Genomic DNA, 13,245 nt, shown 5'->3' with positions numbered 1-13,245 from the left:
CCGCCACGCTGGATCCATGACCACAGCAGCCGTCGAGGAGCACGTCCGCGTGCGCGACCTCGCGACGACCTACGGCACGACCACCGCCCTCCGGGGCGTCTCCTTCGACATCCACCGCGGCGAGACGTTCGCGCTCCTCGGGCCGAACGGCGCGGGCAAGTCGACGACCATCGAGATCCTCGAGGGGTACCGGCTCCGCACGGGCGGCTCCGCGACCGTGCTGGGCGTCGACCCCGCGACGGGCGGCCGCGCCTGGCGCGCCCGCATCGGCATGGTGCTCCAGTCGAGCTCCGAGAGCGGCGCGATGACGGTCCGCGAGCAGGTCGCGCACTTCGCGGCGATGTACCCGCGGCCGCGCGACGTCGACGCGACCATCGAGGCGGTGGGCCTCACCGAGAAGGCCGGCACGCTCCTGCGCGCGCTCTCGGGCGGCCAGCGGCGCCGCGTGGACGTGGCCCTCGGGATCATCGGCCGCCCCGAGCTGCTGTTCCTCGACGAGCCGACGACGGGCTTCGACCCCGAGGCCCGGCACCGGTTCTGGGACCTCATCCGCGAGCTCAAGGCGGAGGGCACGACCATCCTCCTCACCACGCACTACCTCGACGAGGCGGCGCAGCTCGGCGACCGGGCCGCGGTGATCGCGGGCGGGCGCCTGGTGGCGATCGGCCGGCTCGACGAGATCGGGGGAGAGGAGGCGCGGATCCCGCGGGTGCTCTGGCGCGACGACGACGGGTCCCACGACGAGCGCACCCGGACGCCCGGCGCGTTCGTTGCAGCGCTGTCGCAGGCCACCCCCGGCGGCGAGCCGCGCGACCTGCGGATCGTGCGGCCGAGCCTCGAGGACGTGTACCTCGGACTGCTCGCGGAGGCCGGCGCACTCGACGCCCCGACCCCCTCCGCCGCTCCCGCCGCCGAGGAGGTGGCGGCATGACCGCCGTCCGCCCGGCGCGCCCCGTCGCGGCCCGCCCCCTCGCCCTGCCCGGCGTCCTGCCGCTCGGGATCCACCGGATCCGCTACGAGGTACGCCGCTACTTCCGGCAGACCGACACGATCATCTTCACGTTCCTCTTCCCGGTCATCATGCTGTCGATCTTCTCGGTGGCCTTCGGGTCGTCGGGCAACCTCGGCACCGCGCCCGACGGGTCCGGCGGCGTCAGCGCCGCGGCCTACTACCTGCCGGGCATGATCGCGGCGGGCATCCTCCTCTCGGGCGTGCAGAACCTCGCGGTCGACATCGCGATGGAGCGCAGCGACGGCACGCTCAAGCGGCTCGCCGGATCCCCGCTGCCCGTGCTCTCGTACTTCATCGGCAAGGGCGGGCAGGTCATCGTGACCTCCCTGCTCCAGATGGTCGTGCTGCTGCTCGTCGCGCGGTTCGCGTTCGGCGTGGAGCTGCCGACCGACGCCGGCCGCTGGATCACGTTCGCGTGGGTGTACGCGCTCGGGATCACGTCGTCGGCCGTGCTGGGCATCGCGCTCAGCCGCATCCCGCGCTCCGGCGCCTCGGCCACGGCGGTCATCACGCCGATCGTGCTCGTGCTGCAGTTCATCAGCGGCGTCTACCTGACCTTCACGATGCTGCCGACCTGGCTGCAGGACGTCGCGGCCTTCCTGCCGCTGAAGTGGATGGCGCAGGGCATGCGCGCCGTGTTCCTGCCGGACGCGCTCGCGGCCGTCGAGCGCGGCGGCACGTGGGACCTCGCGGGCGTCGCGGTCGTCCTCGCGATCTGGCTGGTCGGCGGCACGATCGCCGCGGTCGCCACCTTCCGCTGGATCCGTCGGGACTCCTGAGCGGTGCGCGACCACGGAGCGGGATGGCAGGCTCAGGGGATGATCCCGACCCGCACCGTCCACGTCGGCTACGCGGTGACGATGGCGCTGCTGGTCGTGCTCACGATCGGCGCGGGGAGCGACGCCGGCTGGGGTGCATGGGGGGCCATAGCGGCGATGTCGGCCCTCTACCTCCTGCTCGGCCGCCGTGCGCTCGAGGCCTCCGCGGCCGCGTCGGCGGCGGGAGCCGGCTCGGTGGCCCCTCTGCCGTCGGCGGTGGTCTTCCTCGCGCTCGTCATCCCCGCCGCCACCTGGGGCGTCGCGAGCCTGTCGTCGTTCGCGATCGTGCAGTGCGTGCTGTGCCCGCTCGTCTGGCTGCTGCTGGACCGGGTGCGCGACGCCGTGATCGGGACTCTCGTGCTGACGGGATCCATCGCCGTCGGCTTCGTGCTCGGCTTCGGCGACCTGCCCGGCGCGCTGCCGACCATGGCCGTGTCGCAGGGGCTGAGCCTCGGCGGGAGCATCGCCCTCGGGCTGTGGATCACGCGCATCGCCGACCTCAGCCACGAGCGCCTGCATCTGCTCGAGGGGCTCCGCGCGGCGCAGGCGCAGGTCGAGGAGCTCGGCCGCGAGGCGGGAGCCGCCCGCGAGCGGGAGCGGCTGTCGGCGGACATCCACGACACGGTCGCGCAGGACCTCACCGGCCTCGTGATGCTCGCGCAGCGCGGCCGACGGGAGCTCCGCGGCGGCGAGACGGACGCGATGGAGGAGACCCTCGCCCAGCTCGAGGACGGCGCGCGCGACGCGCTGACGCAGACCCGCGCGATCGTCGCGGCCACCGCGCCCGTCGAGCTCACGGACGGCCTCGGCCGGGCCCTCGCCCGGCTCGGCGCGCGCTTGTCCCGCGAGGCCGGCGTCCCTGTCGAGGTGCGCGCGGACGCGGGCGTCGGATCCGTCGACCGCGACGCCGAGGTCGTCCTCCTCCGCTGCGCCCAGGAGGGCCTCGCGAACGTGCGCCGCCACGCGGGCGCGTCCGCCGTGGAGCTGGTCCTGCATCGCGACGGCGACGACGTCGTGCTCGTGATCCGGGACGACGGCCGCGGCTTCGACGCGACACGCGCATCGGGTGGGTACGGCCTCGACGGGATGCGCCGCCGGCTGGTGGCGGCCGGCGGACGCCTCGACGTCGCGAGCGATCCCGGCGGCACGCGGCTCACCGCGCGCATCCCCGCGCACGGGGCACCCGCGGCGGACCCGACCGCCCCGGCCGCGACCCCCGTGCGGGCCCGCGCATGCCGCCGGCACCCGTCCGCGTCGTCGTCGTCGACGGCCACCCCGTCGTCCGCGCCGGCCTCGCCGCGCTCCTCGCCTCCGCCGTCGACATCGACGTCGTGGGGCAGGCGCCCGACGGCGATGCGGCGGTCGCGCTCGCCCGCGCGGAGCGGCCCGACGTCGTCCTCATGGACCTCCGCATGCCCGGGCTCGACGGCGTCGGCGCGACCGCGCGCATCCGCGAGGAGGCGCCCGACGTGCGCGTCCTCGTCCTCACGACCTACGAGACCGACGCGAGCATCCTCACCGCCATCGAGGCGGGGGCGAGCGGCTACCTGTTGAAGGCGGCGCCCGAGGAGGAGATCCTCGCCGGCGTCCGCGCGGTGGCCCGCGGCGAGGTCGCGCTCGCGCCTGCGATCGCCGCGGCGCTGGTCCGTCAGGTGGCGCGCCCCGCCCCCGAGCCCGTCGTCCCCACGCCGACCCTCAGTCCGCGCGAGACCGAGGTGCTCGCGCTCGTGGCCGCCGGCCGCACCAACGCCCGCATCGCCCTCGAGCTGCACGTGACCCCCGCGACCGTGAAGACGCACCTGCTGCACGTCTTCGAGAAGCTCGGCGTCGGCGACCGGACCCGCGCGGTCACGCTCGCGATGGAGCTCGGCCTGCTGCCGCCCGCCGCTCGCCCCCCGCGCGGCTGACCCGCCTCCCGACGGCCCGCCCCCGTCCGCGGGGCAGCGGCGGTAACGCTTGGATAACGTCTGCCGGATGCCGTGTCCACGGCTGCGGAAATGGATATGTTCTGATCGACGACAAACGCACGGACCGCCGCGAACAGGCCGCTCCGCCAGGCGTCGCCCCGCACCGCACCCGCACCACCACCAGCACTCACCGCACCAGCACCCGACCCGAGGACGCGTCGGCGCAGCGGGCCCTCGCGAGGACGCGACCGCCCGGTGCCCTGCACGACCCGGAGGGGCCACCCGAGAGGACCCGCCGCCATGGCATCCGGACGACACGCACGACAGATCAGCTCCCTCCTCCTCCTCGCCGGCGTCGCCGTCGGCATGACCGCGTGCGCGCCGCAGGGCGCCACCACCACCGGCTCCGGCGACGGCGGCGGCGACGCCTCGGGCACCGAGTGCAACGTCGGCATCTCGATGCCGACCCGCAGCCTCGAGCGCTGGATCAACGACGGCGAGGGCCTGAAGACCAAGCTCGAGGGCGACGACTGCACCGTCGACCTCCAGTACGCCGACAACAAGACCGACGCCCAGATCAGCCAGATCCAGAACCAGGTCGCGGGCGGCGCCAAGATCCTCGTGGTCGCGGCCGTCGACGGCAAGACGCTGGGCCCGGCCCTCGAGGACGCGAAGAGCCAGGGCGTCACGGTCATCGCCTACGACCGCCTCATCAACGGCACGGACGCCGTCGACTACTACGCCACCTTCGACAACTACAAGGTCGGCACGCTGCAGGGCGAGTTCATCCGCGACACGCTCGACCTCGACAACGCGGCCGGGCCCTTCACGCTCGAGCCCTTCGCCGGCAGCCCCGACGACAACAACGCCGGCTTCTTCTTCGGCGGCGCGTGGGACGTCCTCCAGCCATACATCGAGAGCGGCAAGCTGACCGTGCCCTCGGGCAAGTCGCCCGCCACGAGCGCCGACTGGCAGGCCATCGGCATCCTCGGCTGGGGATCCGACGACGCGCAGGCCGAGATGGACAACCGCCTGCAGTCGTTCTACACGGGCGGCCAGAAGGTCCAGGTCGTGCTCTCGCCCAACGACAGCCTCGCGCTCGGCATCGAGGCGTCGCTCGCGAGCGCCGGCTACGCGCCCGGCGCCGACTGGCCCGTCATCACCGGCCAGGACGCCGACAAGGCGAACGTGCAGGCGATCCTCGAGGACAAGCAGTCCATGACCGTCTGGAAGGACACCCGGGCGCTCGGCGACCAGGTCCAGAAGATGATCGGCGAGATCGTCGCGGGCGACGAGGTCACCGTCAACGACACCAAGTCGTACGACAACGGCAACAAGGTCGTCCCGTCGTTCCTGCTCGACCCGCAGGTGGTCGTGAAGGACGACGTGCAGAAGACGCTCGTCGACTCCGGCTTCCTCAAGGCCTCCGACGTCGGCCTGTAGCCCGACTCGCGGCCGACGGGCGCCCGGCACCACGCCGGGCGCCCGTCGGCCGCGCATCCGTCTCCACCCGGCGCGCGCCGACCCGGCGCGCGCTGCCGACCCGAACGGGAACCAGGAGCAGCAATGGACGACGTCATCCTGCAGATGACCGGCATCGTCAAGGAGTTCACCGGCGTGCGCGCCCTCGACGGCGTGGACGTGACCGTCCGCCGCGGCGAGGTGCACGCCATCTGCGGCGAGAACGGCGCGGGCAAGTCGACGCTGATGAAGGTGCTCAGCGGCGTGTACCCGCACGGCTCGTACGAGGGCACCATCACGCTCGACGGCCGCGAGGTCCACTACGGATCCATCAACGACAGCGAGCGCGACGGGGTGGTCATCATCCACCAGGAGCTCGCGCTCAGCCCCTACCTCTCCATCGCGGAGAACATCTTCCTCGGCAACGAGATGTCGCGCGGCGGCGTCATCGACTGGAACAGGACGAACCTCGAGGCCGTCAAGCTCCTCAAGCGCGTGGGGCTCGACGAGAACCCGGCGACGCGCGTGCTCGAGCTCGGCGTGGGCAAGCAGCAGCTCGTGGAGATCGCGAAGGCGCTGTCCAAGGAGGTGAAGCTCCTGATCCTCGACGAGCCGACCGCCGCGCTCAACGACGACGACTCGGCGCACCTGCTCGGCCTCATCCGCCTGCTGCGCGACGACGGCATCACGAGCATCATCATCAGCCACAAGCTCAACGAGATCCGGGCCATCGCGGACGACGTCACGGTCATCCGCGACGGCAGGACCATCGAGACGTTCCCCGTCACCGACTCGGACGAGATCGAGACGCGCATCATCCGCGCCATGGTCGGCCGCCCGCTCGACGCGCAGTTCCCGCCGCGCGATCCGCACATCGGCGAGGAGAAGCTGCGCGTCGAGGGCTGGACGGTGCACCACCCGGTCGACGTGAACCGCGTCGTCGTGGACAACGCGTCGTTCCACGTCCGCGCGGGCGAGGTCGTCGGGTTCGCCGGACTCATGGGCGCGGGTCGCACGGAGCTCGCGATGAGCATCTTCGGGCGTTCGTACGGCACCGGGATCACCGGCCGGATCTTCAAGGACGGCACGGAGATCCGCACCCGCACCGTGAGCGAGGCCATCAAGAACGGCATCGCCTACGCGACGGAGGACCGGAAGCGCTACGGGCTCAACCTCATCGGCAGCATCACGGTGAACGTCTCGGCCGCCGCGCTCTCCAAGCTCGTCAAGCTCGGCGTGATCGACCGGCACCGCGAGTACGCGGTCGCCGACGACTACCGCAAGAAGATGAACATCAAGACGCCCGACGTCGCGGGGGTGGTCGGCAAGCTGTCCGGCGGCAACCAGCAGAAGGTCGTCCTCAGCAAGTGGATCTACTCGGGTCCCGACGTCCTCATCCTCGACGAGCCCACCCGCGGCATCGACGTCGGGGCGAAGTACGAGATCTACAGCATCATCAACCAGCTCGCGGCCGAGGGGAAGGCGGTCATCGTCATCTCCTCCGAGCTGCCCGAGCTCATCGGCCTCTCGGACCGGATCTACACGATCGCCGAGGGGCGGCTCACCGCCGAGGTCTCCCGGGCCGACGCCACACAGGAGGAGCTGATGCGGCACATGACCGCCAGCCGGAAGTCAGGAGTCGACCAGTGACCGTCATGCCCGAGCAGGCCACCGCGCCGAACGTGCCCACGCCGGACGGGATCAAGAAGCGCCCGCGCCGCCGGATCGACCTCCGCCAGTACGGGATCCTCGCGGCGCTGGCCGTGATCATCCTGCTGTTCCAGGTCCTCACCGAGGGGCGGCTGCTCTACCCGGGCAACGTCGCGAACCTCATCCAGCAGAACGCGTACGTGCTGATCCTCGCGATGGGCATGGTCATCGTGATCATCGCGGGCCACATCGACCTGTCGGTGGGCTCGGTCGTCGCGACGGTCGGTGCCGTGGCCGCGCTCAGCATGAACGAGTGGGGGCTGCCGTGGGGGACCGCGGTCGTGCTGTCGCTCGTGGTCGGCGCGCTCATCGGGGCGTGGCAGGGCTTCTGGGTGGCGTTCGTCGGGATCCCGGCGTTCATCGTCACGCTCGCGGGCATGCTCGTCTTCCGCGGCGTCGCGCTCGTGCTCCTCACGGGCGGCACGATCTCGGGGCTCCCGGCCGAGTTCAACTCCATCGGATCGGGCAACCTGCCGACCACGGGCGCGCCCGACCTCCTCACGCTCGGGATCGGCGCGCTCGTGTCGGTCGCGCTCGTCGTGCAGCAGCTGCGCACCCGCGCGACGCTCCGCAAGCTCGAGCTGCCGCGCGAGCGGGCGATCTCGTTCTGGATCCGCACCGCCATCGCCGTCTTCGCGATCATGTACCTCTGCTACCTGCTGGCGTACAACCGCGGGACGCCGATCATCCTGATCATCCTGGCGACGCTCGTGCTGCTCTACTCGTTCCTCCTCACGCGCACGGTCTTCGGCCGGCACGTGTACGCGATGGGCGGCAACCTGTTCGCCGCGATGATGTCGGGCGTCAAGACCCGCTGGGTCAACTTCTTCATCTTCGTGAACATGGGCCTGCTCGCCGGGCTCGCGGGCGTCGTCAGCACGGCGCGCGCGGGATCCGCGGTGGCCTCGGCCGGCCAGAGCTTCGAGCTCGACGCGATCGCGGCGGTGTTCATCGGCGGCGCGGCCGTGCAGGGCGGCGTGGGCACGGTCGTCGGCGCGGTCATCGGCGGCCTCGTGATGGGCGTGCTCAACCAGGGCCTGTCGATCCTCTCGGTCGACGCGGCGTGGCAGCAGGTCATCAAGGGCCTGGTGCTGCTCCTCGCGGTCGCCTTCGACGTGTACAGCAAGCGCCGCTCCGGGCGCTGACCCGCGACGCGCACGACCCGCGGCCTGGCCGCTCCCTCGCGGGGAGCGGCCGGGCCGTCCGTCTCCTAGGCGCTGTGGCGGCCGCGACCGCCGCCGCGACGGGCGCGGGAGGAGGCGGCGCCGATCCCGGGGTGCGTCGGATCCGCCCGTGCGGCGTCCGCGACGTCGGCGGACACCGCGTCCGCGTGCACGCGGTCGGCGTCGGCCGCGACGTCCTCGGCCGCGGACTCCCGGCGCCGGCGACGGGTCTGGATCGCCCCGTGGACGATCGTGACCACCGCGTAGGCGAGGAGCGCGACCGCGATGGAGGGGATGATCCAGCTGCGGGCCTGCCCGTTCGCCGCCTGGTTCGCCCAGCCGACGAGCGGCACCGAGTACCAGACCTCGCCCTGGATCTGCGCCGCCGTGACGGGCTTCGAGTCGGGCTCCGCGTTGTTGTCGCCCTTGAAGGTGAAGGTGCGCGTGCCGTCCGACTCGGAGGCGATCGCGAGGATGCGGTGCGTGATGACCGCCGGGTCGCCGGAACGGATCTGGTAGGTCGCGACGTCGCCGATCTGCAGGGTGTCGGTGTCCACCGGCCGCACGACGATGAGGGTGCCGGGCGGGAGCGTCGGCTCCATCGACTGCGTGAGGATCGTGAGCGGGACGGATCCCGTGACCTTCGGCACCACGAGCAGGACGCCCGCCAGCCCGATGACGAGCAGCAGGATCCCGACGCTGAGGCCCACGCCGAGCGTGCGGAGGATCTGGCGGATCGCGCCGGGGGCGGTCGTCTTGGTCTCGAGCTCGACGGGGGCCAGGTCGTCGGCGGGCCGTCCGCCGCCGCCGTCGTGCCGGCCGGCGCGCCGACGCCGGGGGAGCGGGAGCGGGAGGGGTGCCATGAGCATGTCGTCCGGGTCGGTTCGGGTGGGTCAGGCGCAGGTCACGCTGCGGAGGAAGAAGAGCGAGTAGCCGGTGACGGTGCCCGAGCCGACCGGCCGGACGACGCTGCCGTCGCCGCGGAGGAGGTCCACGGTCACGGCGACCTCGCTGCCGCCCAGGCTGGCGGAGGGCACCTGCGACGCGGAGATGGTGGCCTGGCCGGTCGAGCCGGAGACGGTCGCGATGCGGGTGCCGCCGACGTTGATGCCGTACGACTCGCTCAGCGGAGCCGTCCCGGTGTCCCAGCCGATGACGACGGCGCGGTCGCCCCACGTGCGGGCGCAGCTCAGCCCGGTGACGGGGTTGTCCGGGGCCGTCTGCACGGCGCGCCCGCTGTCGCGGCCGGTCCAGGATCCCTGGCCGAGGACGGTGGTGAGCGTCGCGTCGATGCGCGCGGCGTTGGCCTGCGACGGGTTCGCCACGGTGCGGACGCACCACGTGGCCGATGCGCCCGGCTGGAGCGTGCCGCTGATGGCGGGCGGGTTCGCCCACGTGCCGGTGGTCGCCCCGCGCCCGGGTGCCGTGTTCGGCGTGCAGGCCTGCGTGGACGCCCAGGCGGTGACGAGGGTGCTCGACGCGAATGCCCGGTCGTCCGTGCCGCGAGGCGCGGTGGTGATGTCGCTTAGCCAGGTGCCGGCGGTGGTCCCCGTGTTCGTCACGACGACGGAGGTCGTCCGCGCGGTCGTGGACATCGTGAGCTCGCCGGCGAGCGTGTCGAAGCCGGTCTCGGTGACGGCGACGGAGGCGCTGGTGACGTTCGCGCTCGTCGTGGCGGTGGACGCCCAGAGGGCGTGGCCCGCGGTGGAGCCCGCGCCGACGAGGAGGACGGTGAGTCCTACGAGGAGGGCGGCGCGGATGCGCGGGCTTGGGCGGTGCGCGCGGGTCACGGCTGGACCTGGGTTCCGACCGCGGTGAAGGTGAGCTGGGAGGTGGAGCCCTGCACGGACTGCGGGGCGTCGGCGTCGAGGACGACCTGGACGCACACGATGGAGGAGGAGCCGGGTTGGATGCGGGCGAAGCTGCTGTTCGCGATGAGGGTGCCGGGGCGGCCGGAGAAGGTCGTGGCGCCGGTGACGCATGCGCCCGTGGAGGCCACCGATCCAAGGCGCACCGACAGCTGGCCTGGGAGGGCGGTGTTCGAGGAGGCGCCTCGGGCGGATATGGCCATGTCCAAGGCTACCGTGCCGGTGTTCGTGGCGGTGAAGGTGCCGAGGACGCCCTGGCCAGGGAGGAGCCGGGACGCGTCGAGCGCGGACTGCTGGGTGATGACCAGGCCGCTCGTGCCGCTCGACACGGCGGGGGTGGTGGCGCTGGCGGTGCTGTTCCAGAGGGCGTAGCTGCCGCCGGTCGCGGCGAGCGAGGCGACGACGACGGCGGTGAGGAGGCCGGTGGTCATCCAGGCGGCCCGGAGGCGGCTGCGGGCGGGGACGGGGCGCGCGGAGCGACGGCCGTGCGCGGGGCGCTTCTCCGTGTCCATGTCGTCCTCCGTCCTGTGCGGGTGGTGCGGGTGCTGGTTGTTCGGTGCGGACCGTCGGGGAGACGGGAGAGCTCCCTCCCCGCGGGCGACGTCACCGCGGGGAGGGGAGCCGGTGGGGCTAGATCGCGCGCTGCGTGAGCGTGAACGCCAGCTTGTCGAAGCTGAGCGTGCCGTTCTGGCCCGTGGTCGCGGTGGAGGGGAACGTGACCGTGAGGACGACGTTGACCTTCGAGGCGTTCGTCGAGGGCTTGACCGTGAAGGTGTTGGCCGCGGTGCCGGCGGTGATGCTGGCGTCGGTCGAGGTCACGTCGAGCTTGGTGGTGACGGCCGTCTTGAGCGCGGCGTCGCCGGTGATGGAGAGGGGGTTGTACGTGAGGTCGGCGGCGAGCGAGTCGCCGGTCGCGGTGACCGTGAGGGCGCTCGTGTACTGGAGGACGTTGCCCGGGACGATGCGGTACGTGGCGGGGTCGATGACCTTGCTGCCGCCGTTGGTGATGTCCTTCCAGACGCCCGTGGTGTCGGCCTGCAGGGCCAGCGTGCCGGAGGAGACGGAGGAGGCCGCGACGGTGGCGTTGGCGTTCCACAGCGCGAAGCTGCCGGCGCCGCCGAGGAGGAGGACGATTCCGACGGCACCGGAGACGATCTTGTTCATGGGGTTTCCTTTTCTTCGCGCGGTGTGCCGCGCATGTTCATGGGGAGGCGGCGGGTGGGGATCTCCTGCCGGTCGTCTCCGGGGTGCTCCGGGCCGCGATGCGGTTGTCCGCGGCGCCGTTTCCGGTGTTCCTTCGACGAACACCACTCTGACGCGACGACCTCAAGCCGCCCGCCGGGGATGCGCAAGACGCCACGAGCTTTGCCGCAAGCTCCGCCCGGCTTCTCCTCAAGCCCCCGGGGACGCTCAGCGGCCATCCCCCGGACCGGGCGGCGCTCGCGGGCTAGGCTCTGCGCAGGACGCGGGACCCCGCGCGATGGGGGAGGCGGATCTCGTGGTCGCTCCCCTCTCCGCCCTCGACGAGCAGCGACTCCGCGGCTCGTCCCGCGCGCAGCTCCCCTTCCTGGCGAGCGCGGCGATCGTGGCGGCCCTGGTCGCCCTGTCCGACGGCCCGGTGGAGCGCGACCCCTGGTACCTGGGCGGGATCGCGCTGGTCGGGGCGAGCTCGCTGCTGTGCGTCGTCCTGGCGATGAGCGCCCTGCCCACCTGGCTGCTGATCCTGGTGCCGGCCCTCGACCTCGTCGCCGTCGCGGCCGTCATCGACGCGGCCGCGCCCACGCTCCCCGCCGCGGCCCTGCTCGTGATCTTCCCCCTGCTGTGGCTCGTCTTCGCGTTCCCGACCGGGGGAGTGCCCGTCGCCATCGGCGGGGCGCTCGCCGTGTCGGTGCTGCCGCTCGTGCGGCGGGGCGCGCCGGACACCGCGCTCGGCTGGGCGGGCCTGGTGGGCCTCACGCTGCTCATGACGCTCCTTGTCCTGGCCGGGGGACAGGCGGCGGCGATGCTGCGCCGCGCGCGGGCGGAGCTCGCCGAGGCGACGGAGACGCAGACCCGCCTGCTGGAGGAGTCCCGGGAGCAGACCGCGACCATCCGCGACGTGGCCGACGCCGTCGACGTGGGCATCGTGTTCTTCGACGCCGACGACCGGCCCATCCTCCGCAACGCCGCGGTGCGCACCCTGCTCGACCTCGCCGGGTACGACCACGCGACCGGGATGGCCCCCAGCGTCTACGGCTCGGACCGCGTCACGCGGGTCGCGACGGACGGCGCCGTCCTCACCGAGGCCCTCTACGCCGACCGCGCGCACGGTCCCGTCTACTGGGTGGGCGAGCCGGGGGACCAGCGCGCGCTCGTCATCACGGTGCGCGCCATCGGCCGGCGCCCGGGGCGGCGCGCCGGATCCGTGCTGGCCGCGTACGACGTGACCGACCTCGCGCAGGCGGTGCAGGTGAGGGACGAGTTCCTGGCGACCGTGTCGCACGAGCTGCGCACGCCGCTGACCTCCATCGTCGGGTACCTCGACCTCATCGACGAGCTGCACGACCCGGACGAGCTGGGCATCGCGACCGAGATCGCGGTCATCCAGCGGAACGTCGCGCAGCTGTCGACCATCATCGGGTCGCTGCTCGAGGGCGCCGACCACGCGCCGGACGTCGACCACGCGCCCGTGGACCTGTCCGCCGTGGTCCGCGCGTCCGCCGACGCCGCCCGCGGGCGGGCCGTCGAGCGCGGGCTCGTCCTCGACGTCGACGTCGCGCCGGACGTGGGCATGGAGGGCGACGCCACGCGGATCGCGCAGGTGGTCGGCGCGCTGCTCGCCAACGCGGTGCTGTACACGCCCGCCGGCCGGATCCACGTCGCCCTCGAGCGCGACGGCGACACCGCCGTGCTCCGCGTCGAGGACACCGGCGTCGGCATCAGCGAGGAGGACCAGCAGCACGTCCTCGACCGCTTCTTCCGCGCCCGCACCGCGCGCGACACCGCGATCCCGGGCCTCGGCCTCGGCCTGTCGATCGCGGAGCGCACGGTGCGCGCGCACGGCGGGACCATCGAGATCGCGAGTCGGCTCGGGGAGGGCACGCGGGTCGCCGTGCGCCTCCCGCGGGAGCGCACCGTCCCGCGCCCGATGCCGGGCGCCGGCGACCCGCTGCCGGCCCCGACGGCCTGACCGTCCGCGCCGGCCACTACCCCCTCCCATAGCGGAAGGCAAGGGACGATCGCGAATCGGCCGATCCCGGGGCCGCCGCCTAGACTCGGCCGGTCGCTCGCGGGACCCCGCGGGCGATGCCCATGTCACCGAGCCCA

The 13,245-nt window shown here is 73.0% G+C and carries 11 protein-coding genes and 1 pseudogene; 8 read left to right on the top strand and 4 right to left on the bottom strand.

Annotated features, from left to right (window positions below):
• Nucleotides 1–16 precede the first annotated feature (16 nt).
• The 7 genes and pseudogenes from B5P21_RS11115 (at nt 17) to mmsB (ending at nt 8,053) form a co-directional block, all read left to right on the top strand.
• Complete coding sequence (locus tag B5P21_RS11115) at nt 17–931, top strand: ABC transporter ATP-binding protein (protein WP_094171420.1); 915 nt, start codon at nt 17–19, stop codon at nt 929–931.
• Nucleotides 928–1,791, top strand: a complete 864-nt coding sequence (locus B5P21_RS11110; RefSeq protein WP_045527329.1) for an ABC transporter permease — start codon at nt 928–930, stop codon at nt 1,789–1,791. The genes B5P21_RS11115 and B5P21_RS11110 overlap by 4 nt, the downstream gene beginning before the upstream one ends.
• 39 nt (nt 1,792–1,830) lie before the next feature.
• Nucleotides 1,831–2,991: pseudogene (locus B5P21_RS17615) on the top strand (sensor histidine kinase); the annotation flags it as partial.
• 71 nt (nt 2,992–3,062) lie between these two features.
• Nucleotides 3,063–3,737 carry a response regulator gene (locus B5P21_RS11100; RefSeq protein ID WP_094171154.1) on the top strand — a complete coding sequence of 225 codons (675 nt, stop codon included), beginning with the start codon at nt 3,063–3,065 and terminating at the stop codon, nt 3,735–3,737.
• A gap of 300 nt (nt 3,738–4,037) precedes the next feature.
• Nucleotides 4,038–5,180 carry a substrate-binding domain-containing protein gene (locus tag B5P21_RS11095; protein ID WP_045527332.1) on the top strand — a complete coding sequence of 381 codons (1,143 nt, stop codon included), beginning with the start codon at nt 4,038–4,040 and terminating at the stop codon, nt 5,178–5,180.
• Nucleotides 5,181–5,303: 123 nt separating this feature from the next.
• Nucleotides 5,304–6,848 carry a multiple monosaccharide ABC transporter ATP-binding protein gene (mmsA, locus tag B5P21_RS11090; RefSeq protein ID WP_094171153.1) on the top strand — a complete coding sequence of 515 codons (1,545 nt, stop codon included), beginning with the start codon at nt 5,304–5,306 and terminating at the stop codon, nt 6,846–6,848.
• Nucleotides 6,845–8,053: a multiple monosaccharide ABC transporter permease gene (mmsB, locus tag B5P21_RS11085; RefSeq protein ID WP_094171152.1), complete on the top strand. Its 1,209-nt coding sequence runs from the start codon at nt 6,845–6,847 to the stop codon at nt 8,051–8,053. The genes mmsA and mmsB overlap by 4 nt, the downstream gene beginning before the upstream one ends.
• A gap of 65 nt (nt 8,054–8,118) precedes the next feature.
• On the opposite strand, the gene B5P21_RS11080 is transcribed toward mmsB, so the two are convergent.
• The 4 genes from B5P21_RS11080 to B5P21_RS11065 form a co-directional block, all read right to left on the bottom strand.
• Nucleotides 8,119–8,934, bottom strand: a complete 816-nt coding sequence (locus tag B5P21_RS11080; RefSeq protein WP_045527335.1) for a signal peptidase I — start codon at nt 8,932–8,934, stop codon at nt 8,119–8,121.
• Nucleotides 8,935–8,964: 30 nt separating this feature from the next.
• Nucleotides 8,965–9,861, bottom strand: coding sequence for a hypothetical protein (locus tag B5P21_RS11075; protein WP_094171151.1), 897 nt, complete (start codon nt 9,859–9,861; stop codon nt 8,965–8,967).
• A complete protein-coding gene (locus B5P21_RS11070) occupies nt 9,858–10,451 on the bottom strand; it encodes a TasA family protein (protein ID WP_045527337.1) in 594 nt (197 codons plus the stop codon). The genes B5P21_RS11075 and B5P21_RS11070 overlap by 4 nt, the downstream gene beginning before the upstream one ends.
• 118 nt (nt 10,452–10,569) lie before the next feature.
• The gene (locus B5P21_RS11065) at nt 10,570–11,103 is read right to left on the bottom strand and encodes an alternate-type signal peptide domain-containing protein (protein ID WP_094171150.1); all 534 of its coding nucleotides are present in this window, start codon (nt 11,101–11,103) and stop codon (nt 10,570–10,572) included.
• Between the two features lie 334 nt (nt 11,104–11,437).
• Between B5P21_RS11065 and B5P21_RS11060 the strand changes: the two genes are divergently transcribed.
• Nucleotides 11,438–13,108 carry a sensor histidine kinase gene (locus B5P21_RS11060; RefSeq protein WP_236688815.1) on the top strand — a complete coding sequence of 557 codons (1,671 nt, stop codon included), beginning with the start codon at nt 11,438–11,440 and terminating at the stop codon, nt 13,106–13,108.
• Nucleotides 13,109–13,245 lie beyond the last annotated feature (137 nt).

Origin of the sequence: Clavibacter michiganensis subsp. insidiosus, assembly GCF_002240565.1 — a bacterium.
GTDB lineage: Bacteria > Actinomycetota > Actinomycetes > Actinomycetales > Microbacteriaceae > Clavibacter > Clavibacter insidiosus.
The sequence above is the reverse complement of the archived record's forward strand: the minus strand, read 5'-3'. Positions and strand labels throughout refer to the sequence as shown.